Genomic DNA, 22665 nt, shown 5'->3' with positions numbered 1-22665 from the left:
AAATTACAAGTATTCCCAAATACCTTTTCCTTTATAATTATAGACTATTGATTTGTAGGCTGTTACATATTGAATTGTGTACCCAATACCCTCTCTACCAATTCCAGAATCCTTCCTTCCGCCAAATGGGAAGTAGCCAATTCCATGTCTGGGATAGTCGTTTATATAAACAGCACCTACTTCTAAGAACCTTTGAAGCTTCCTAATCTTGTTTATGTCTTTTCCAAATATTGCTGCATCCAATCCATATTTTCTACTATTGGAAATTTCTAAAGCCTCATCAATGTTTTTAACTTTAATTAAAAGCGCTGCAGACGCAAATACTTCCTTATTATAGAAGTACATGTCTTTAAGGGTCTCTTTTGGCGCCTCTATTAATACTGGTTCAATATACGTAGGACCTAATCTCTTACCTCCAAATAGTATTTTCCCACCTTTTTCAACAGCATCTTTTATAGCCTTTTCCCATTCATCTACTGTTTTTACGTCTATAACGGGTCCAACGGTCGTTGATGGATCCCTAGGATCTCCTACCTTAACTGATTTTGTCAACTCTTTTACAAGCAAGTCTTTCAGTGTATCATACACTTCTTCTTCAACCAGAACTAACTTTACTGAATCACATCTTTGTCCAGTATAGCTTATTATTCCAGTTGCTATTCTTTGCGCAGCCCATGCCAAATCCGCATCACTCAAAACTATTGCTGGATCTCCTCCTCCTAGTTCCATTATGAATTGTTTAATTCCAGCGTTCCTTACTACCTCTTCTCCAGTTTCAGTACTTCCAGTTAATGATATCGCTTGAATCCTTTTGTCTCCAACTACCTTATTCATCTCTCTGCCGGGTAGGGTAATTATGGCAAACGAATCCTTCGGAAAACTCGCTAATTCCATAACCTTAGCTAACATTAAGATGGGTAATGGAGTTGAAGATGGTGGTTTAATAATTATTGCATTTCCAATTACAGTAGTGTAAACTATTTTATTTACAGTATCAAATAGGGGATAATTAAATGGCACAATGGAAAGAACAACTCCCACTGGTTCTTTTCTTACTACAGCTTCAGTCTCTAAAGTCTCTGAGCTCCAATCGCCCGGTACATAATCTCCTCTTGTCTCTTTGACGTCTAGATCTGCGCGTAATAACCTCTCTATTGCAGCTTTGACTTCACCTTCTGCAGCAGTTCTTGTTTTACCGTTGTTAATCATTAGCACATTAACGAAATCTTCCTTAAATTTATCCAACAAGGACGCCATCTTCTTATATATGTCTAATCTCTTTTCCCCCGGTGTATCTCGTATAGTCCATCTTCCCTTTCTATATATGTGCTCTAGGGTATTATCTACTTGATTCCAGCTTAATTTAGGAATTTTTGCTATAACGTTTAAGTCAATTGGACTAATTACATCTTGCCACTCATCTCCACTAATCCACTGGCTTGCTAAATAAGCCTTAAAGTAAGGTATTCCATCTTTTAGTTCATAGATTTCCGTAAGTTCCTTAGATTTTATTAACAATGAAGTTTTCTCCATAATATATAATCATTAATGAAAAATTTAAATGTTAGACTTTACGTTTTAAACTCATTTAAAAATCTTTCGGCATCCTCAGTAGTTGGAGTAAGTTCATTATCTCCCCTTACTGTTATAACTATAGTTGACGCCGCAATACCATGAGCTAACGAATATTCTATACCTTTTCCCTGCAAATACAACGAAATAAATGTTCCTGCCATGGCGTCACCAGCTCCAGTAGGGTCCTCAACTTGCACTTTATAGCCTTCTTTAAAGGCTTTTACGTTGTCTTTATATGCCATAGCACCTTTGGCACCTAATTTATAGAGCAAGACTTTAACTCCTAGCTCCTTATATTTCCTATAAGCATCATCTGGATCAGTCACATCTAACAAAATTTTAGTGTCGTCTGGATCAGTTACTAGTACCTCAATATCGTATTTCTTTAATATTGGAAGGATTGTTTCCCTAGCTTTTTCAAGACTGCTCCAAAGTTTAGGTCTGATATTTGTGTCTAGACTCCTAGATTTTGCCAATTCAAACGCTTTAATCACAGCCTCCTTAGCACTGTCGCTTATGGCCAACGTTATTCCAGTTGAATGAACTAACCTAGCGCTCCTAATGTAAGTTTCATCAACATCTTCTGGAGAAAGTCTACTCCCTGCGCTGCCTTTTCTGTAGTATATTAGTTCACTTTTCATAGGTATAGGATAACCCCTTTGTATAAAGTATATCCCGGTGAAAGTCTCCTTATCAACCTTTATATAGGTAGTATCAATACCTTGAGCTCTAGAATATTCTATGATATTTCTTCCAAACTCGTCATTACCTACTCTCGCTATTAAACCGCATGATAGATGATTTCTAATAACGGCAATGCAGAAATTCAACTCAGATCCTGCTATATGTTTTTCAAAATAGTTTACAAATCTTAATGGACCAGAGGTAAAAGAATTAAATTGGACTAAAGGCTCTCCTAAAGCTATTACATCAACCATGATAGTATACTATTCTTTCAATATTTTAAGCTCTACAAGTTTAGCCCTTATACCCTCAACTTTCTTAATTAACTGTCTCTCTTCTTCCTCATCTAATGGGAATATTGGAGGTCTAGGATTTCCTAAATCATATCCTTGGAAGTACTTAGTTAGAACATAATTTGAAGATAAGCTCCCGAATATTCTAGATGCCTCTATTATCTCGTCATGAAGGAACTGTAACTTAAGGGCTTCAGCAATTTTCCTTTCCATGGCTAATTTCTTAATTGTCACAGTAACCTCAGGAAGATAGTTTGAACCAGCAGCAACGTTACCATCTAAACCCGTAGAAGCTACTGTGGCAATTAACATGTCAGATCCGCTATACACTAGCATGTTAGAATTTAAACGCTTGTAATCTAAGGTGTGAATTATGTTTTCGATGGTGTCCTTTACTCCTGCGAAACAGCCTATCTCCTTAGCAAGTTTTGCATCTATATCTTTACCAGTGGCCGTTGGATAATTATACAAATAAACAGGATGTGGTGACACTTCGCACAACGTGTTAAAATACTTTATTAAGTGCTTTTCCGGCATTCTAGGATAATAATATGGAGCGTAGGAAGCAATACCAACAATATCGAAATCCTTACTTAACTTAGCTAATCTTATAGCATCATCTAGATTTAACCCACCAACTTGAAATATTACCTTATTTGTAACTTCATAAACTACTTTTAGATTCTCCAACTTCTCCTCCGGAGATAGTGAAGGGCCAAGACCAGTAGTACCATTCACGAATAACTTATCTATCCCTTTCCTAATGAGATTCTCCGCATGCATCTTTAATTTCTCCTTATCTATTCTATTATCTTTAGTAAATGGAGTTATGATTGGAGTTATGATCTCTGGCATTTTCAAACACCATAATTCTTCCAAGTTCCTTTAACAACCCAAACTGGTTCCTCAATTACATCTAATGGTATTGGTTCAGCTCTTAATTGCTCTATTATTTTTTCATTAATTGAAACACCTATACCGGGCTTATCTGGAACCTTAACATGACCTCCTTCAACTGGTGTTTCATTATACACTAAATCCCTTTTCCATTGAGGGAACCAATCATAGAAATTTTCAAGCAAGTATAAGTTCTGTGTAACTGCACTTAGTTGTATTTCGACAGCATTCTGAATTGAACCAAAGGCGTTATGGAAAGCCACTTCTACGTCATTGGCTTCAGCTATCTTTATAACACTCTTACCTACTGTCACGCCGCCTATATTGGTTAAATCTGGTTGTAATATGTTTACAAGACCTTCCTCAACATAAAACGCGGCTTCCTTTTCACTTAGCAGTCTTTCTCCCAATGCAACCCTTAAATGAGTATTAGCTCTATATTTCCTTAAACCAATGATATCCTCATGATGTACTGGTTCCTCCATAAATCCTGGATTGTATTTTTCTAACCTTTTCGCTATCATTATTGCTGAATTTGCGTTAAATCTGCCGTGATGTTCTATCAAAATATCTACATTATTACCAACTGCCTCCCTAACAACCCTTACCCTCTCCTCAGCTTCTCTTAAACCTCTCTCGTCTATCCAATCGTAGTAGGGACCAAATGGATCAAATTTTAGGGCCTTATATCCCGTTTTTACAACCTCTTTTGCCTTTTCTGCAAAGTCCTCTGGAGTTACACAGTCCTGATACCATCCATTTGCATAGACTGGTATTCTATTCCTAACTTTTCCGCCTAATAACCTGTAGATTGGGGCTCCAAGCTCTTTTCCTATTATATCCCAAGAGGCTATATCAATTGCACTAACTGCAGTTGTTGATTCAAAAGACCTAGCTAAGTAGAAGTCTTGTTTATACCACTCATGATAGTTCTTCTCAACCTCTTCTACTTCTTTTCCTATATAACCCTTAGCAACTTGTTTAATAGCATTGTATACGGATATAACTCTTAGTGTTGGTACAGCCTCGCCATAACCTACAGCTCCATTTTCCGTTATGACCCTCACAATAATCATTGTAGACGCCCAAGTTGCGCTGCCTTTCTCTTTAGAGGTAAGTACTATTGGTTCTATTTCTCTGATTTTCATAAACTATAATTTGGATAGCAAATATAAACTTACATAATGGCAAGACTCAGTGATAAGGATTTAATAAAATTTATAGGATATATTATACGGATTATTTTATTATTTGGAATAGGCGTACAAATAATATTAACTATTTACGCTATAGTATCTAGCATAATTTCTCTAAATTTATTAGATTTAGTAAACGTAACTATAACTGGTCCATTACTAATTTTGGTATTATTAGAATTATACATTGCCGTAAACAGCTACTTATCTGGAAAAGAAAGAAGCATAATTAACGTAATAGATGCTGGTATATCATTTTTCGTTAGAGAACTAATTCTTGAATTGTTCTCCCAGAATTACACTATAACTCACATATTGATAATAGCGGGTGTAGTTGGAATACTATCATTCTCTAGATTTATCACAAATCGTTGAACAAAGTTTTTGTAAATCACTTACTATAAATAAATGAGATTTTACATTTCTGTCATCACTAGAGCCAAATTTTTCTACATACGCGTTATTTTCACTTAATAGCGAGGCTAATTCCTTCTCCTTAACGCACTTCATTACAAACACGGCAATTGGTTCACAAACTGTTGTTAAGTAGTCAATATGCCAATGATATTTGTTCTTGCTTCTATTTAAGTGTCTACTTATACGTTTACTACAAGACCTTCCACATGATCCAACATATGCATAAAAACCCTTCCTTATGAAAAACTCCCTACACTTAGTCCTTACAATAACATCGGTCTTGCATTCAATTAATAGAACGTAACTTGTCATAGAACGGGTCTTCTTCTTAAATGCTTACCTCCTTGACCTTTAAACCTCTCTTCCTCCCACACATTTCCTCTTTCATGATATCCTCTTTCCTCCCAATATCCGTCAACATAATCCTTTATGAACTCAATTTCTGTTAACCACTTTGCGCTTTTCCACGCATATAAATGAGGAATTATTGGCCTAGCTGGAAAACCATGCTTTAAAGGTAACTTTTCCCCATTCATAAACAATGCGACAATTACATTATCCTTTAATACATCCTCATAGGGTATTATTGATGTGTAACCGTCTAGGCTGTAGAACATGACCCAATTCACATCCTTTTTCACCCTAGCAGTCTCAATCAATAATTTAAATGGAATTCCCTCCCATTTAACGCTCTTTATCGACCAACCAGTTACACAATGGAAATCCTCGATTATTTCCTTTCTTGGCAATTTCATTAATTCGTCATACGTAAATGAGAGAGGATTCTCTACTTCCCCACTAACTTTTAACCTATATGATTCTAAGTTAACTTCTGGTATACCAAACTCAGCATAGACAATAAAGTTCTTTATATATTTTTGATTTGGTGGTTTCTGAACTTCTTGCATAATTATTGTTGCAAAATTACGTTTAAAAAATTGTGTTAGAGATATTTAGTCATGAATTCTTAATCGCGTTTAACTCTCTCTTATACGCGTCTATAATACCATCGTATGTAACAATTCCTAAAAGTTTCCCCTTATCCACAACCGCAACCCATCTAGCCTTGTTAGTAGCCATTACCTCCAACGCATGTTCCAATGTGGAGGTTAAGGATACTGAAGGAGACCCTCTGGTTATATATTTTCCCACCGAGTCTTCAGGATTAGCCCTTTCCAAATCTCTTAGATACACTACTCCAAGAAACCTATTATCGTAATTTACCACGGGTAGGCTCATGAAATTATTCTCAAGCATTATTTGTATAGCCTTTCCTACTTTATCATCAGCGTAAACCTTAATATCTCTCAATTCACACTTTTCCACACGTACGGTCTCCATTAATGGAGTTTCATATTCAGCTTTGTGAGCTGGAGAGTCCCTTCTGGTTGGCAATTGAGAAATATATATCGTATTGTTTCCGGAAACTAAATAGGAAATTGCTACAGCAATCATGGCTCCAGGCAGTAATTGGAGACTTGAGGTCATTTCAGTAACCATTATTAAAACTGATAATGGAACCTTCCCTGCACCTGCAAAGAAGCTCATCATGCCAATGATAACAAATGGGGCTATGGCAGGTACAATGTTTGGGAATAAGTAATGGAACAATAACCCGACACTTGCACCTATATATGCCCCTATAAATAAACCGGGAGCAAAAACTCCACCACTACCTCCAGAACCTATAGAAAACGAAGTCCCTAAAATCTTTAAAAATGGTAATATTACTAATAATATGATTGTAGGTATAAGTGGAGAATATAATGTGAAAAACTTCTCATACTCAACTAAGTTAATCCAGCCATAACCTGTTCCAAGAATCTCTGGGGCCAATAATGCAATGAAACCAGTAATAAGTCCACCTATTGCTGGCTTTACATGATTAGGTATTCGTAATTTTTTGAAAAGTGAATTAACTCCATAGAAGGTTTTAGGATATAGTATTGCCATCAAACCAGAAACTAGTCCTAGGACCGCATACATTGGCAATCTGAGCGGATCAAAGGTACCAGTATAATAACCAAATACGGGAGTGAAACCAAATATGCTTCCGAATATGGTATAACCTATTGCTGAGGCTACTAACGCAGGATATATTACTTCTGGCTCTAGATCCCTTCTATATAGGATTTCAGCTGCTAAGATTGCACCTCCTATTGGCGTTTTAAAAATTGTACCTATTCCAGCTCCGAGGCCTACTGCTAAGGCCCTTCTCCTATCCTCTGGACTGAGATGGAGTAAATCAGCAATAACTGAACCTACGCCAGCTGAAAATTGCGCAGTTGGGCCTTCTCTTCCTGCGCTACCACCAGAACCTATAGTAATTGCTGAAGCTATTATCTTAACTGGGATAACTACCCATCTAACCTTGCCTTGAAAATAATGATAGGCCTTTATTGCAGCATCTGTACCATGTCCCTCAGCTTCCGGAGCGAATGTGTAGACTATTATTCCAGAAATTAATCCTCCAATAGCAGTAGATATGGGTATAAGAAGATAAGTTCCAGGATAAAAGATGAAATTTAATGTTCCTCCCTCGCCAAGCGGTCTAGGATAACTCATTCCAATAAAATGAAACAGAAATATATCTTCGAACAAGTGCAATAACAAATAAAATGTAGTCGCAGCCAACCCTGCTACAACACCTAAAATTATTCCAAGGATGAACCACTTCTCGAAATAAGGTAATGACGATAGGTTCATACAATAGTCTAGAAAATACAAATTAAAAGTTTATCTAATTATGGAATGAATATCATTATTCTCAATCTACTTTTTTTAAGTCTATAATTATACTCAATCCTAAGTAAAGTTTTTTAATATCTTACAAACAGATTTATATGATACCATATGGAACAAGAAATTACAGAGAATATTAAAGAAATAGAGGAAAAGGTAGATTATAATATAAGGCTTTACAAGGAGATTTATAGGGAAAGTATAGAAAATCCAAGTAAATTCTGGAGTAAACTAGCTGAGGAATTGATTGACTGGTTTGAGCCCTGGAAAGAAACCTTTAAGCAAGAGATTCTTACAAAGTGGTTCGTTGGGGGGAAATTGAATGCTAGCTATAATGCAATCGATAGACATTTGAACAGTAGTAAGAAGTTTAAGGCTGCGATAATTTGGGAATCCGAAAAGGGTGAGAGAAAAGTACTTACTTATCAAGATTTATTTTACGAGGTAAATAGATGGGCCAATGCGTTAAAGCAATTAGGTGTACAAAAAGGTGATAGGGTTACAATTTACATGCCTTTAAGCCCAGAAGGAGTTATAGCAATGTTAGCTTGTGCGAGAATAGGTGCAATTCACAGTGTAGTCTTTGCAGGTTTTGGTTCACAAGCATTGGCTGATAGGATTGCGGATGCCCAATCGAAGATTGTAATTACTGCAGATGGGTATTATAGAAAAGGCAGGTTGGTAGAGCTTAAGAAGACTGTTGATGAGGCACTATCAAAATTACAGAATAATCCAGTAAAGAATGTTATAGTATTTAGGAGAAGTGGAACAGAAACACCATTTAAAGAAGGAAGAGATATATATTTCGATGAAATAGGGAAGTACAGATACGTTGAACCAGAACCGGTAGATGCTACTCATCCGTTATTTATCCTTTATACTTCTGGAACTACAGGGAAACCTAAGGGTATAGTTCATTCCACTGGTGGATATTTGGTAGGTACTGCAGCCATGTTGTTATGGAGTTACGGGTTAAGTCAAGAAAACGACGTGTTATTCAATACTTCCGATATTGGATGGATTGTAGGACATTCATACATTACTTACTCACCTCTGGTGATGGGGAGAAGTGTGATAATATATGAGAGTGTACCCGATTACCCATATCCCGATAAATGGGCTGAGCTAATTGAGAAATATAAGGCTACTACTTTTGGTACTTCTGCGACGTTCTTAAGGTATTTAATGAAGTATGGTGAAGAGTATATTAAAGCTCATGATTTATCATCACTTAGAATAATGGTGACAAACGGGGAACCCCTAAACTATGCTCCATGGAAATATGGGTTAGAAGTCATAGGTACGGGTAAAGTGTTCATGTCACACCAATGGTGGCAAACCGAAACTGGAGCGCCAAATCTTGGTTATATGCCAGGATATCCAATCTTCTTAACAATGAAGTCCGGACCCGCATCTGGATATCCATTGCCGGGAAATAAAATAAAGGTAGTTGATGAAAACGGAAATCTTGCCAAGCCTAGAGAGAGAGGTTACTTAATAATGGAACCGCCATTCCCGCCATCAATGATGATAGGTATGTGGAATGATGAGGGCAATGAGAGAATTATAAAGACTTACTTCAGTAAGTTCGCCAATGTGTACTATACTGGAGACTTTGCCATGATAGATGAAGATGGGTATGTATGGGTGTCTGGAAGGGCAGATGAGACGTTAAAAATAGCTGGACATAGAATAGGAGCTGGTGAAGTAGAGTCAGCAATAACTTCACACCCCGCAGTAGCTGAAGCAGCTGTAATAGGTATTCCAGATCCCGTAAAAGGAGAGACCGCTCACGCATTCGTTGTATTAAAGCAAGGATATCATCCCAGCAATGAATTGGCTAAGAGCATAAATGAACATGTAAAGAAGGTTATGGGACCAATTGTAATATTAGAGGTACATTTCGTTAACGCGTTACCTAAAACTAGGTCTGGTAAGGTAATGAGAAGAGTGATAAAAGCAGTTATGATGGGCTCTGCTGTGGGAGATATCTCTACATTAGAAGATGAAGCTTCAATGGAAGAAATTAAAAAAGCTATAGAAGCGTTAAGGAGTCAGTTAAACCCATGAAATTATTGTCTTTATTTCTCCCCTAGGTTTTGCATATAATACTTCCGGGGCCTCCTCCGGCTTAACTACTCTAGTTATCATTTTATTTAATACGTTTGGATATCTATATTTCCAGATTGTAAGGTAATTCACACCCTCTTCGAAGTCCTTCTTACTAGCGTTAACGCTTCCAAACAATAAAACGTTATTTTCAACAAGATATGTTATTAAATCAGCATTTACCTCAAACTTCTCTCCACCAGTAGTGCCGAACAGTATAACAGCTGAGTTTTTGTTTAACTTATCCATTAAAGGAATAAATGCCGATGGGTATCCAGAAGTGTCAATAAGCATGTCTATTACATTAGGTAATTGATCTTTAGTAGCGTTTATGAATTTAGCATTAATCTTCTCTATAATCTCTGATTCAATTGGAAAAGGATCTCTCTTATTTAAAACGAATGTGTTAAAACCTTGAACGGAGAATATTAACGAAAAAAGGAGACCTATTGGCCCAGATCCCACTACTACAACGTTTCTACAGTCATAACTACCATCTTTACACCACCATATCATCCTCTTTTGCGTTAACATTAGCTCATTATAAGCCTTTACTACATTGGAAAGAGGTTCGAGCAAAACTGCAATATCAACTATTTCATTCGGTATTCTAACTAAATAACTTGCATTATCTATATAAAATTCCCTCATAAAGCCATCTAATCCCCTTATGCCAGCTTCCACGAATTCACCTGTTTCGCAAAAATCTTGCCTTCCGGCGAGGCAATTGGAACACTTTCCACATCCCCTTCTAACAATCGAAACAACATAATCCCCTTTACTTAAACCTTGTACATTGGGTCCCTTATCGATTACTTGACCTAGATTTTCATGTCCTAACACTAGATTATTCTTACCTTCTGGAGGACGTGAAAATTTTAATAAACCAGAAACAATACCACGATCAGTTCCACAAATGCCATTTGCTATCGTTTTAATTAAAGCTTCTTCCCCGCTTATTGATTGACCTATACTATCTATTTCTTTAACTTCTACTCCTTTATTTGGTGGATAAACTACTAATGCCTTCATAGAAGTGTATTTACATCTAAATTTATAAATACACAATAACGCTCGTTAAGATCCTTCATTTTTATATTCATTTACTTAAACCCCTTTCCATTAATAATCACGATATCCAATATTTGTTGACTTATAAGATTTTTATCAAGTAACGTTTAGTTAACTTTGACCCAGATCGATACTTTTTTCAACTTTTTCTAAAAGTACTATTAAATTTCCAAAAAGCAAAATCCTTTATTGTATACCCGTTATTGAGTGTAAACAACAATTTCATTCATTTGGAATATTTACATTTATTATCACCCCTTGTCTAGCAAATATACTGGAGCGTAAAGCGCGTTATAAGCTAGAAAGAACACTGATAACCACCTCGTGAGCGTGAACCTATTAGTGTTCCACGGGAAGTGAAAATCCATTGAGGATATCCTGTGTTTTAAGCTTCTGAACCCTTGTTCTGCGTAGTCCCTCTCGTTGAACGTTACCCTCTTGTGCTCCACGTTTAGCCAAGTGAACGCGTTATAGATTGTTGCCCCATCGTGTAGATAGATTACCTTGTCTATCCTCGTTTTGAGCACTTTCTCAGCCTCCTTTTCCGCATTCTTCACGTTGGTCAAGACTATTAGTACGTGCACTCCACTCCTCAAGCTCGTCACCATGAAGAAGGGTATCGCACCCGTCTTTACATCCCTCACAATCCACACGTAATAATACTGCCCCTTAATTACCATAATTTTAGTCTCGTCTACCGCATAAAAACCACTAATTGGCACTACGTACTTAATGCAGCTCAACCTCCTCAAGTAGTACAACAAGGTAGAATGAGGCAAAGAAGTCCTCCAAGAAGACAAACCCGAGAGGTAACTAGCCAAAGCCGAGGCTATTACCTCACTAGAGTAAAACCTAGGCTTAAGATTAATATACTCCATTAAAACTAATATCACTTGGGTGAGCACGGGAACTCTCCACCTAGTTCCCGTAGTATCACCCAAGTAATACTCCCGTGCTCACCCTAAAAAGGTATTACGTCGCATTCTATTTATAGAACACGAACAGTTCATATAATTTGTTTTGAATTAACAAAATTGTTGTCCACACTCCGCTTTGAGGAGGTTCTAATGAAGTTGAGAACCCATTACATCTTCTCAACCGGTTTATTATCACTTCTGGACTCCGTACTCTTTCATGAATATTTTTACTACACTCTAATCTTTAGCGGAATAGTTTCAGTAATAGGTAATTCCTTGATTGATAGGATCGGCCATAAGGAAATTACAACCAGATACGGATATATCCCGGTAAGGACACCGTTAACCCACACAATCCCCAGAAGTATAGCTTGGGGTATCATCTCCGTAGTCCCAATCCTTATCCCCCTATTGATTTATTATTACGGATTTAGCTATCACGAATACTATTTCTCACTCAACAATAAAGTAGTGTTACTAACATTGTTAAACGGTGTAATTGTTGGACCCTCCCATATGCTCTTAGACGTATTCACCGAGAGGGGAATCTACGTTAAAAAACACGGAAAATGGAGAAGATTTGCATTAGCCCATTTCAGATATGATAACCCGGCAATTAACGGTTTAGCAATGATAGTTGGAGTGTTGATGTTTCTAATCTCAATGAAAATATAACTATTATTTCTAATGAGATATTAAATGAAAGCAGAAAAGTTTTTAAATGTGTTTTGTTCCTATCTTATTGTGGTTTGTGAGAAGTGGAAGATAAGAGTTAGCATGAGGAAGGCCAAGAGTTTTAATGAATTAGTAGAATACATTTCTAACGAGTTTCCTAACGTTAAGATATTAAACATGATTAGAGAGAAGATTAAACTACTTAAAAGCGATCCTTTGAAATATGCCAGAGAGAAGTTAGGAAGAGATAAGTACGGAAATCCCATGTTTTCCATAGAAGTTACTGGGGATATAAGGATACTTTACAGTGTTGATTCAAAAAACTGTATCGTATTTATTTGGGAGGTTGGGCCTCATAAGAGGGTTTACGAGCCTTAACCTTTTCTTTAGCCCTCTTTACTACTGCATTGAATAGTTCATCTATATCTTCCTCACTCTCTAACTCTAGGAATCTTTCACCATCCTTATCTTCAACAATTCTCATAAGTATATATTTGTTACTGGCATTAAAAAGGATATGCTGATTACTCTCATTGAATTTTGAAAAATTGTTGAGTAAGTAGTAAAAGCGTAAGTGTTGGATCCCAGGGTAAAATGATGCGAGAGAGAAATTGAAATAACTCCCTAGTTTACTGAGAAAAATTTCTACTGTTTGTTTTTGAAATATTTCGCAATATCTATCAGAGCATCTTTATTCAATTCCTTTTTTATCGCGTACTTTTCCGCTATTTCGATTATCTCTTTATCCAAGTTAGGATTATTCCTATCCCTATTGATAATTTTCTTTATCTTTAACCAAATTCGTAATAGTCTGAGGTAGGCTTAATACCATATCTCATAAGAATTAGATCAACAGCTCCCTCCTCTTCGCCGAAAAGTTTATCCGAACAATTTTTCTTGTACACCATTTCATCAACATAACATTCTAATCTTACAAACATAAACACCCTATAAATGTTGACATGAGGATAGTAATTTCAACCGACAACCATGTTTAATCACTTTATTTTTCTTACAGTGTTGACGGAAGAATCCGGTAAGCTTGCTTAATATCGTCACATGTTTTTAACCGGACATAAGGCATTTCGTAAGGGTTGAAGACTACCAATGTCTTAACGCCTATATAGGTTTCCCCACATCCATGAAATTGAATGGGTGTGGGTTTGGGGTTATCCTGCTAAAGGGACGGAGAAGAGTGAACGGGACAATGTCCCATGACTTCGGTGAAGTCCAAGGGCTGAGGATTAGATAAAAATTCATGAAAATTCAATGAAGCCCAAACCCCTCATTCTTCGTAAACACATGTTTATAAAGTAAAATAACAGATAATATATGTGAACATAGAGACTTTAATGATAAGAAATCCACCAATATTGTCTAAGGAGGATAGATTAGGTTTAGCGTTTAAGAAAATAAATGAGGGAGGTATCGGTAGAATAATTATAGCAAATGAAAAAATAGAAGGGCTGTTAACCACTAGAGACCTCTTATCTACCGTAGAATCGTATTGCAAAGATAATTGTAGCCAAGGTGATCTCTATCGTATTTCTACTACTCCAGTAATAGATTATATGACCCCTAATCCCGTTACAGTTTACAATACTACTGATGAGTTTACTGCATTAAACATAATGGTTACAAGGAATTTTGGATCATTGCCAGTTGTTGATATAAATGATAAACCAGTAGGAATAATAACAGAGAGAGAATTTTTACTACTCTATAAGGATCTGGATGAGATCTTTCCCGTAAAGGTTTTCATGTCAACTAAAGTTAGAACTATTTATAAGGATGTGAGATTGGATCAAGCAGTTAGATTAATGTTAAGAAGGGGATTTAGGAGATTGCCAGTCATTAATGATGATAACAAGGTAGTGGGAATAATAACTGTAGTTAATGCTATTAGGCAGTTAGCTAAAGCAGTGGATAAATTGGATCCAGATTACTTCTATAATAAGGCAGTGAAGGACGTTATGGTCACAAACTTAGTGACTATTGATGAGCTAGCTTCAGTAAATAGGGCTGCCGCAGAGATGATTGTAAAGAGAATAGGCTCGCTGCTTATACTGAACAAGGATAATACCATAAAAGGTATAATTACTGAGAGGGATTTGTTAATAGCTCTACATCATATTCTAGTTATGGAGAAATTTAAGGAAAAACTTTAAACTATTTTCGATTTAGTAATCCACATGAAGGAAATAGTTTTCACGGATAAGGCTCCTAGGCCAATAGGTCCATATTCTCAAGGAGTAAAAGTTGGAGACGTGCTTTACGTATCTGGACAAATCCCAGTAGATCCTAATACAAATGAAATAGTAGGTAAAAATATAGAAGAGCAGACAATTAGAGTTATCGAAAACATAAAAGCTATTCTAGAATCAGCTGGTTATATGCTAGATGACGTTGTAATGTCATTTGTATATCTAAAAGATATAAAGGATTTCCAAAGATTCAATGAAGTTTACTCGAAATATTTCAGTAACAATTCTCCTGCTAGAGTTACTATAGAAGTTTCAAGATTACCAAGAGACGCATTAATAGAAATAAGTGTTATAGCTCAGAAGGGTTAAGAAAAAATCTTTTTCAATAGCTTTTCTACATGCGGGCACTCTAGATCGAATAGATTATGATTTCCGTGTTCAACGCAGCTTGCTTGGATTGGTTTACCTTCTAATAGGACAACGCTAGCTTCGTCGTCTTCCCATATCGTATATGCTAGTCCTTCGAACACTTTCCTAGCCATTGGCTCTATCATTCTTTTTCACCGACTCTTTTATTTTATATAACTGTCATCAATAGCTTATAAGCTTTTCTGCTTCACTGTTCAAATTATTAATGTCTATGTTATAATCTTCAATCAAAATTTCTTCCAGTTTTCTATTTATCTCTAACATACTAACTTCGCCCTTTAGCCCACTCATTATAAGGTCCTTAAATTCCACTGGTACATAGTCAAGCCTTGGTACTGCTTTATGAAAATCGTCCAAAGCTTGTTTTCTTTTCTCTGAATTCTTTACAGCTTCCTCAATTTCATTTTCTAACCATTCTGGGTATGGAAAGTTGTTAGTGAGAGATACGTAAAGGGATACTGTAAACGAGTAAACGTCGAACATAGTTTCGGCTTTATTCCCGAATCTCTGTAAGGGATGGGCATAATAGGGAGTATAGTGCATTACTGGAGTACCTATTTTTACCGATGAACCTAGATCAGATAATTTAGGTACAACTTCAAAATTGAGTAAAGAATTTAGAGCATCTTCTCCGTACCTAGGTAGCTTCTTATTGAACAGAACATTAGATGGTTTTATGTCACAATGTGTATACCCTTCCTTATGAACTTCTATAACGGCTTTTGCGAGTTTAGAGAACACGAATGCAACTACTTGAGGCCACTTGACCGAATGACGTAACGCAGAATACTCTTGATCGACTAAGACTGACCTTAAGTCACCCCCTTCCATATATTCCATTATTATTGCGGGTGGAGAACTAAAGTAATCTGTCCAATTCTCATCTAGAAAACTAGCAAATATTTTAACTAAGTATTCAGATCTCTTCGAGATTTCTTGCATTTTAGCAACTTCATAAAGCATTTCTATAAAAGTATATTCCTTCTTCATCACTTTCATAGCATACTTCCTACCATTTCTCTCAACTAATAACACATAACCCATACCGCCATTTCCCAACAATTGTTTTACTTCGTATCCATAGAGCACATAGCCTAACCAGGCTGTAGCATCAAAAGGCTCTGGTACGTAAAGCTTATACGATCTAATCTTCATACACGCATCAATTATCCCTTCCCTACACGCATAGAGGAACTCTCTTTCAGCTTGAGATGGGGCATTTAAACCCTCTAAAGCTAATCCTTTTATGTATGCGGAACCGGCATTCCGCTTAACCCTTTCCGCTTTCTCAATAACCTCTAATGCCTCCTTATATTTCTCACTACTTATAAGAGACCATGCGTATAGCAACAGATTATGGAACGTAGGTACTCTTTTAACAGCTTCCTCGAAGTATTTTACAGCATCCTCAAACTTCCTCTTGTTAACGTAATACCAGCCTAATTCAATAAGTGGTGCGTCATACGTTGGTAACATCTTAACAGAGTCTATTAAGAGCTTCACGTTTCCCTCTTTCCTATATTCCTCAATAATTGAGTTTACCTTACTTCTAATCTTACTCTCCAACTCCCTATACTTCTCTTCGGATAGAAATGAATAGATCTTTAAGGCCTCCAATTCCTCTCCTATCTTCTCCATACATTGAGCTACGGCTAAGGAAACCTCTGGGTCAGAAACTCTCAATTCCTTATAATAGTTTACTGCATCCTCACATTTCTCAAATTTGACTAAAGATAAAATAGAATGATTTACTATGCTAGGGTCATTCCTAAAATTGTCTAATGCATATAGTGCAACCCTATAGTCCCTTTCTATAGCTTCTATTATCTCAGTTTTAGAACCTAATGCGATAGGTATCCCATGTATAATCATGTATGGAAAGTTTAATTTAGGATTAGGGAGATTTCCAAAATATGCGTATATAATATTACCGTTTTCAAACAAATAAATATTCAAATTATCTATTTTTTCCTTCAATATTGCTTGTGTAACTACACTGAAATCACTTACTCTCACTACCTTATAATCGTATAAAACTTTTACCTTACCTGCATCATAAATAACACCGTACCCTATCACGTCATCCCTAGTCTTTATCTTACCATCAAAAGGCCTAATTACGCCATCAACGTATAAATATTTCTGATCATCTAACTGTAATACTAACTGCACATTAACTCTGTTCAAAGGAATATCTTAAGTAACTTAAATCATATAATACCTCATCTTCAAAACGAGCTCATGTTATGGCCAGATTATGGACACCACACTTTTTATATCTTTTAAAATGGTTTCTCCTCATTTCAAAGTTTCCAAGTTATTTAGATTTTGGAAATTCTCTCATAATCCTCATCACTTAAATTCCATCCTAAAGCTCCCAAGATCTCATCAATGTGATCTTTAGTCGATGCCTTAGGTATTGGTATCGATCTCCTCATAAGGTAGTTTAATGCCACTTGAACAGAAGTTCTATTATATTTTCGTCCGATTTCATCTAATATCTTGTTGCTCTTGATATTTCCTCTAGCGAGAGGAGAATAGGCTATTACTTTTATATTATTCCTTTCACAAAACGGTATAACATCTTTTTCTGCGCTTTTATTCTCAACATTATACTCTATTTCATTTGCAACTATTTCATATTTTTTAGTTAACGACATGGCCTCTTCTAAAAGTTTGACATCAAAATTACTCACTCCAATACAATTTACAATGCCTTGATCTACCAATTCCTCCATTGCCCTTATACTTTCCTCTAAAGGTACTGAAGAATTTGGCCAATGGATCAAATATAGATCAATATACTTTGAGTTGAGCCTTCTTAGACTATTTTTAGCAGATCTTATTAAATCATCATATCTCAAGTGATTAGACCATACCTTGGTTATAATGAAAATTCCATCTCTATCGAAATCTTGTATAGATTTTCCAACTAGTTCTTCCGAATGTCCTCCACCGTACATTTCCGCAGTATCGATAATGTTTATCCCCTTACTTATTACATACTTTAACATCTCGATATAATAGGAATCCTTAGAATAATCTGGATTCCAATAACCTCCGCCAATTTTCCAAGTCCCAAACCCAATTTGCGATATCTCTTTGTTACATAACTTCATAATTACCTCACCTTATCCACTATAACTTGAATCACGGCTATTTTATTCTCTTTTCTAACTTTCTCTAAACCCCTTATTAAGGCAGACTTAATCTCCCAAGGATCCTCAACTAGTTCATAGTAGCCATGAAAAGCCTCAACAGTCTTTCCGATCTCGAATCTCTTATCAAAATCTGCCCCTGGATAGTACTTTTTACTTTTTGCCAAACTCTCAGGGAAAACCTCATCTACTGCCTCGGCTGACGCTAACCAACCACCGTTGTCAAAAATCACAACCATTGTAGGATACTTTGAGGACACGTAATAAAAGGCTTCTGGAACGCCGAATATGAAGGAGCCATCACCCGTAGTGATAAGTACATCCTTATTAGTAGCTATTTTATACCCAACTCCAGCTCCTAATGCAAGGCCTAGATAACCTATGGATAAGTCAGCAAAATAAGAACCGAACTCGTTTAGCTTAGCATATCTAGGATTAAACTGATATTCATTAAATATCGCTAAATTATACTCAGAAGCGACATTCCCGATTTCATACGATAAGTACTTAGGATGAATTGATTTCCTATCTTTTAACCTCTCAATCTCTTGCTTCTTATATTCTTCCTGCTTTATCTTTAGCTCTCTAATTTCATCATAGCTCTTTGCTCTTATTGAGATATAATCAAAGAAGTTGCTGGGAGTGGATTGTATACATAGATCACATCTAAAACCGTAGTATGGAATATAAGAATATGAAGGTTCTACATCAACCTTAATTATTGGGATATCTAAATCAATTTTCTTGGGAAAATATGGCACTTCAGCCTCTACTACTAATAATAAATCAGCATTTCGTAAATCAAATCTATCCAAGGCCATTGCCCCATTACTGGGATAATTCAAAACCTCCCCAGCATAATTGAGAACTGGAATATTGTAACTACCTGCAAATCTCTTTAGGGACTCAAACCATTCTTTTCTCCTTCCAGCCCTCCACGTGATAATTACCGGTCTTTCAGACTTTTCCAGCATCTCCTTAGCTTTATTGATTTTCTCTGGAGAAGGTGCGGGTTCATAATAGTCCATTGGTATTCTCTTAACTTCATTAACTTCTTGAACGCTTACCTCTCTTGGCAATACAAGATATACTGGGCCTCTAGGTTCACTCATCATAATCTGGATTGCTCTAGATATTACTGCTGGTATCTGATCAGCCATCCTAATTTCAAAATCATACTTAACATATTGCCTTACCAATTCTCCTTGATCCTTAGCCTCTTGCGTCCAATGAATTCTCAAGTTCCTGCTCGCAGTACTACCTTTTTCAGTATATGGACTCCTTCCCGTAATAACTAAAAGTGGTATTCTAGAAGTATACGCACTCATTATACCTCCTAACGCGTTTGCTGTCCCGGGTGTAGTGTGGACCGCAACGGCGCTTAGCTTATTACCCAATGCATAACCTATTGCGGTCGAAATTGCGGTAATCTCGTGGGGTACTATTTCAAAATCTGGCAAGCTAGGATCTTCAACTTTAGCCTCTATTAATGAAGCGTAATCCGTGCCAGATACTATAAATATCTTACTAATTCCACTTTCTTTAAGGAGAGATAAGAATGCCTTTCCCGCATTCATATCTTAATATTTTATCATGAATATAAAATATTATCTTTCGCTCCAAAGAAAATATTAAATGATGTTAATTTACTGTTTACGATAAACGAATACTCGGCCTTGTTACTTTAAGAATTTAGGAAAAATTAATATATTATAAGTTCGAATTTTAAACTATGAGTAAGAAAGTAGACGAGTTAGTAAAAGAGGATCAAGAATATTTGATGCAATCCTTTAGGAGATGGTATCCATTCGTCATAGACCGTGGTTCTGGTGCTATAGTCTACGATATCGAGGGAAAGGAGTACATTGACTTTAACGCGGGGATAGGAGTAGTAGCATTAGGTCACAAAAACGAGAAGATCATTAGTGCAGTAAAGGAGCAAATGGAGAAGTTTTTCCATTATAGTCTTACAGATTTTTATTATGAAATTGCAGTAGAAGTAGCTAAAAGATTAAGCTCCCTAATGCCATTCTCAGCTAAGGTGTTTTATACCAACAGTGGTACTGAAAGTGTTGAAGCGGCAATAAAGATAGCTAGAGGGCATACGAGACGACAATGGATTATAGGTTTCATTAATTCCTTTCACGGAAGAACTCTAGGTTCCTTAGCCTTTACCTCAAGTAAAGCTATCCAAAGGAAGTCCTTCTCTCCTCTTCTACCATCAACGTATTTGATCCCATATCCAGATAAGAGAGATCCCTTATGTAAAGAGGATTGCACTGAAGCGTTATTGGGATTTATAGAGGACTGGATTTTCAAGAAGGTAGTTGATCCTAATGAAATAGCCGCTTTTATTGCTGAGCCTATACAAGGAGAAGGTGGGGTTATTGTACCTCCTAAGGATTTCTTTTATAAATTAAATAATTTACTTAAGAAATTTGGAATCCTACTTATCCTTGACGAGGTACAAACTGGAATCGGAAGAACGGGTAAGATGTTCGCATTTGAACACTTCAGCGTAACACCGGATTTAGTGTGTTTAGCTAAAGCATTAGGTGGAGGACTTCCACTCGGTGCAGTTATTGGAAGAAAGGAGATCATGGATTTACCTCCAGGATCTCACGCAAACACTTTTGGAGGAAATCCATTAGCATTGGCTGCAGCAAAGGTTATTTTAGAAGAGGTTCCGAAACTTTTAGACCATGTGAGTAGTATAGGCAAGAAAATTGTTGAGGAATTTAAAGATACTAGATCACCTTACTTATACGATGTTAGAGGATTAGGTCTTCTCATAGGTGCTGAGTTAAGAAAAGATAATAAGCCATTTGTCGAAGGTCTAGAAAAAGTATTATATAATTCCTTTAGAAGAGGTGTATTAGCAATAGGTGCTGGAGAATCTGTGGTTAGAATAGAACCCCCATTGATAATAGAGGAAGATTTGGCTTTAAAAGGTACTAGAATATTAAAAGAAGAAATAGAAAAACTTTAACTTCTCTTATCCACAAGGATTAGTACTAACGATAATACTATTAGGATTCCATCAAGTGCTAAGGAGATATCGACATAATAATTAAATGGAAGTTTCTTTCCTACGAATAATGCTGGTCCTAATCTAGTCTCGCTAAGTAATGCTAAGTCAATGGTATAAAATGCAGTAATTAATGAATAGCTATACTTTATTCCTTGAATTATTAAAACCGCTGCTATTATTGCTAATGCAGATGTAAAACCAAAGAATGTATCGTAAATCATTGTTGCAGTTGAATTAGGCAATATTGCATGTGTTAGTACCATGTGAACTCCTGCCCATAGTGCAGATAGTATTGCAGTTGTCCATCTTAATGTTAGCTTAGCAATTCCGACTTCTTTTTCCGCCATTGAGTACTTTTTCCACAAAGATATAAATAGAATTTTTCCCAAATCTATTATTGTTTTGAAACATATTTACCAGATGTTAACTACGAGCTAAAAGATATTTTTAAGGTATAAAATCACTATTAGTAATGATGATTTTAACTTACCTTTCAGCACTTGAGACAATATTAGCTGGAACAACGATAGTTTTTGGTGGAATAGTAGAAGGCTATGGATATGGTTTATCACTAGGAACTAACTGGCCATATACACATGATATAATGCAATTGGCTGCAAAAAAAGACCCTGAGGCAATACACAGAATTTTAGCTACATTAGTCGGAATTTTTTCTCTTTCTATATTAATAATCCATCCATCCCTTATATCAATAATTGGATTTGTATCCGTAGTTTTTACAGCACTTTTAGGTATGGCGACACTATATGTACTAGCTGGTAAGCTACCTTCAATATTCCAAGGCTTGCATGATATAGCAGCTTATACGACTTTCGTCTCTTATTTTCTCATTATGTTACAAGGATTGGGAATGTTTAAATTGGATATAGTGTCCTTTCTGATTAACGCGATAGTTCCTCCACACTTTTTATATTTCGTTATCTTCATGGGAGGTGTAGTAACTGGGACTAGGAGAATGAAACTAAAGATAGGTAGACCTTGGGAAAAAGATAAGGAGAGAAACCCATGGTTACAAGCTGCATGGGTAATTCACGGTATTGTCTCGTTAATCTTCATTATTGCTGTAGTCCTACTACATTACTGGTTAACATTAATTTTCACAGCTTTAGAAATAATTGTTGGCTTATGGGTATGGGATTCTAGCAATAGAAATCCATTAAAGCCCGGCATGTCTATTGGATTACACCAGCTATTCTCGATTCTCGTGGTAGTGGCTATTATACTGAATAGCATCAGTTGAGGTGCA

The 22665-nt window shown here is 36.3% G+C and carries 23 protein-coding genes and 1 pseudogene; 8 read left to right on the top strand and 16 right to left on the bottom strand.

Going from position 1 to position 22665, the window contains the following annotated elements:
• Positions 1–3 precede the first annotated feature (3 nt).
• From gapN to J5U23_RS01750, 4 genes are read right to left on the bottom strand one after another with little or no spacing between them, the layout of a single operon-like run.
• Positions 4–1533 (bottom strand): NADP-dependent glyceraldehyde-3-phosphate dehydrogenase, encoded by a 1530-nt coding sequence (gene gapN, locus J5U23_RS01765; protein WP_218266737.1) that lies wholly within the window; start codon positions 1531–1533, stop codon positions 4–6.
• Positions 1534–1571: 38 nt separating this feature from the next.
• Positions 1572–2513, bottom strand: coding sequence for a bifunctional 2-dehydro-3-deoxygluconokinase/2-dehydro-3-deoxygalactonokinase (kdgK, locus tag J5U23_RS01760; protein ID WP_218259182.1), 942 nt, complete (start codon positions 2511–2513; stop codon positions 1572–1574).
• Between the two features lie 9 nt (positions 2514–2522).
• Positions 2523–3407 (bottom strand): bifunctional 2-dehydro-3-deoxy-phosphogluconate/2-dehydro-3-deoxy-6-phosphogalactonate aldolase, encoded by an 885-nt coding sequence (locus tag J5U23_RS01755; RefSeq protein WP_218266736.1) that lies wholly within the window; start codon positions 3405–3407, stop codon positions 2523–2525.
• A 2-nt stretch (positions 3408–3409) separates the two neighbouring features.
• Complete coding sequence (locus tag J5U23_RS01750) at positions 3410–4597, bottom strand: mandelate racemase/muconate lactonizing enzyme family protein (RefSeq protein WP_218266735.1); 1188 nt, start codon at positions 4595–4597, stop codon at positions 3410–3412.
• A gap of 36 nt (positions 4598–4633) precedes the next feature.
• On the opposite strand from J5U23_RS01750, the gene J5U23_RS01745 reads away from it, so the two are divergent.
• Positions 4634–5020 (top strand): phosphate-starvation-inducible PsiE family protein, encoded by a 387-nt coding sequence (locus J5U23_RS01745; RefSeq protein WP_218266734.1) that lies wholly within the window; start codon positions 4634–4636, stop codon positions 5018–5020.
• Here J5U23_RS01745 and J5U23_RS01740 read toward each other — a convergent pair.
• The 3 genes from J5U23_RS01740 to J5U23_RS01730 are packed head-to-tail and all read right to left on the bottom strand — an operon-like array spanning position 4991 to position 7768.
• Complete coding sequence (locus J5U23_RS01740) at positions 4991–5374, bottom strand: GIY-YIG nuclease family protein (RefSeq protein ID WP_218266733.1); 384 nt, start codon at positions 5372–5374, stop codon at positions 4991–4993. The genes J5U23_RS01745 and J5U23_RS01740 overlap by 30 nt on opposite strands.
• The gene (locus J5U23_RS01735; protein ID WP_218266732.1) at positions 5371–5970 is read right to left on the bottom strand and encodes a sulfite oxidase-like oxidoreductase; all 600 of its coding nucleotides are present in this window, start codon (positions 5968–5970) and stop codon (positions 5371–5373) included. Before J5U23_RS01735 ends, J5U23_RS01740 begins: the two co-directional genes overlap by 4 nt.
• A gap of 49 nt (positions 5971–6019) precedes the next feature.
• Complete coding sequence (locus tag J5U23_RS01730) at positions 6020–7768, bottom strand: chloride channel protein (RefSeq protein ID WP_218266731.1); 1749 nt, start codon at positions 7766–7768, stop codon at positions 6020–6022.
• A 147-nt stretch (positions 7769–7915) separates the two neighbouring features.
• Here J5U23_RS01730 and acs point away from each other — a divergent pair, with 147 nt between their 5' ends.
• On the top strand, positions 7916–9874 hold the full coding sequence (gene acs, locus J5U23_RS01725) for an acetate--CoA ligase (protein ID WP_218266730.1): 1959 nt from the start codon (positions 7916–7918) through the stop codon (positions 9872–9874).
• Here acs and J5U23_RS01720 read toward each other — a convergent pair.
• Together J5U23_RS01720 and J5U23_RS01715 are read right to left on the bottom strand one after the other, a co-directional pair.
• Positions 9863–10945, bottom strand: a complete 1083-nt coding sequence (locus J5U23_RS01720) for a glucose 1-dehydrogenase (protein WP_218266729.1) — start codon at positions 10943–10945, stop codon at positions 9863–9865. The two genes, acs and J5U23_RS01720, sit on opposite strands and share 12 nt — an antisense overlap.
• Positions 10946–11206: 261 nt before the next feature.
• Positions 11207–11862 (bottom strand): annotated as a pseudogene (locus J5U23_RS01715) (IS6 family transposase).
• 189 nt (positions 11863–12051) lie between these two features.
• Between J5U23_RS01715 and J5U23_RS01710 the strand changes: the two are divergent.
• Positions 12052–12576 (top strand): DUF1286 domain-containing protein, encoded by a 525-nt coding sequence (locus J5U23_RS01710; protein ID WP_218266728.1) that lies wholly within the window; start codon positions 12052–12054, stop codon positions 12574–12576.
• A 69-nt stretch (positions 12577–12645) separates the two neighbouring features.
• Positions 12646–12954: a type II toxin-antitoxin system RelE family toxin gene (locus J5U23_RS01705; protein WP_405048829.1), complete on the top strand. Its 309-nt coding sequence runs from the start codon at positions 12646–12648 to the stop codon at positions 12952–12954.
• Here J5U23_RS01705 and J5U23_RS01700 read toward each other — a convergent pair.
• A complete protein-coding gene (locus J5U23_RS01700) occupies positions 12911–13060 on the bottom strand; it encodes a hypothetical protein (RefSeq protein WP_218266727.1) in 150 nt (49 codons plus the stop codon). The two genes, J5U23_RS01705 and J5U23_RS01700, sit on opposite strands and share 44 nt — an antisense overlap.
• A 307-nt stretch (positions 13061–13367) precedes the next feature.
• Positions 13368–13517: a hypothetical protein gene (locus tag J5U23_RS01695; protein WP_218266726.1), complete on the bottom strand. Its 150-nt coding sequence runs from the start codon at positions 13515–13517 to the stop codon at positions 13368–13370.
• Between the two features lie 393 nt (positions 13518–13910).
• Here J5U23_RS01695 and J5U23_RS01690 point away from each other — a divergent pair, with 393 nt between their 5' ends.
• Positions 13911–14744 carry a CBS domain-containing protein gene (locus tag J5U23_RS01690; protein ID WP_218259168.1) on the top strand — a complete coding sequence of 278 codons (834 nt, stop codon included), beginning with the start codon at positions 13911–13913 and terminating at the stop codon, positions 14742–14744.
• A 24-nt stretch (positions 14745–14768) separates the two neighbouring features.
• On the top strand, positions 14769–15149 hold the full coding sequence (locus J5U23_RS01685; protein ID WP_218266725.1) for a RidA family protein: 381 nt from the start codon (positions 14769–14771) through the stop codon (positions 15147–15149).
• Here the strand turns inward: J5U23_RS01685 and J5U23_RS01680 are convergent.
• The 4 genes from J5U23_RS01680 to J5U23_RS01665 form a co-directional block, all read right to left on the bottom strand.
• Complete coding sequence (locus J5U23_RS01680; RefSeq protein ID WP_012712117.1) at positions 15146–15334, bottom strand: hypothetical protein; 189 nt, start codon at positions 15332–15334, stop codon at positions 15146–15148. The two genes, J5U23_RS01685 and J5U23_RS01680, sit on opposite strands and share 4 nt — an antisense overlap.
• A gap of 37 nt (positions 15335–15371) precedes the next feature.
• Complete coding sequence (locus J5U23_RS01675) at positions 15372–17381, bottom strand: protein kinase domain-containing protein (protein ID WP_218266724.1); 2010 nt, start codon at positions 17379–17381, stop codon at positions 15372–15374.
• Between the two features lie 149 nt (positions 17382–17530).
• On the bottom strand, positions 17531–18328 hold the full coding sequence (locus tag J5U23_RS01670; protein ID WP_218266723.1) for an aldo/keto reductase: 798 nt from the start codon (positions 18326–18328) through the stop codon (positions 17531–17533).
• A 2-nt stretch (positions 18329–18330) separates the two neighbouring features.
• Positions 18331–19944: a thiamine pyrophosphate-requiring protein gene (locus tag J5U23_RS01665; protein WP_218266722.1), complete on the bottom strand. Its 1614-nt coding sequence runs from the start codon at positions 19942–19944 to the stop codon at positions 18331–18333.
• A 155-nt stretch (positions 19945–20099) separates the two neighbouring features.
• Between J5U23_RS01665 and J5U23_RS01660 the strand changes: the two genes are divergently transcribed.
• The gene (locus J5U23_RS01660) at positions 20100–21356 is read left to right on the top strand and encodes an acetyl ornithine aminotransferase family protein (RefSeq protein ID WP_218266721.1); all 1257 of its coding nucleotides are present in this window, start codon (positions 20100–20102) and stop codon (positions 21354–21356) included.
• Here J5U23_RS01660 and J5U23_RS01655 read toward each other — a convergent pair.
• Complete coding sequence (locus tag J5U23_RS01655) at positions 21353–21745, bottom strand: hypothetical protein (protein WP_240780622.1); 393 nt, start codon at positions 21743–21745, stop codon at positions 21353–21355. The two genes, J5U23_RS01660 and J5U23_RS01655, sit on opposite strands and share 4 nt — an antisense overlap.
• A gap of 125 nt (positions 21746–21870) precedes the next feature.
• On the opposite strand from J5U23_RS01655, the gene J5U23_RS01650 reads away from it, so the two are divergent.
• A complete protein-coding gene (locus J5U23_RS01650; RefSeq protein ID WP_218259161.1) occupies positions 21871–22659 on the top strand; it encodes a cytochrome C oxidase assembly protein in 789 nt (262 codons plus the stop codon).
• Positions 22660–22665 lie beyond the last annotated feature (6 nt).

Source organism: Saccharolobus shibatae B12, assembly GCF_019175345.1.
Lineage (GTDB): Archaea > Thermoproteota > Thermoprotei_A > Sulfolobales > Sulfolobaceae > Saccharolobus > Saccharolobus shibatae.
This window is presented reverse-complemented; position numbering and strand designations above follow the sequence as displayed.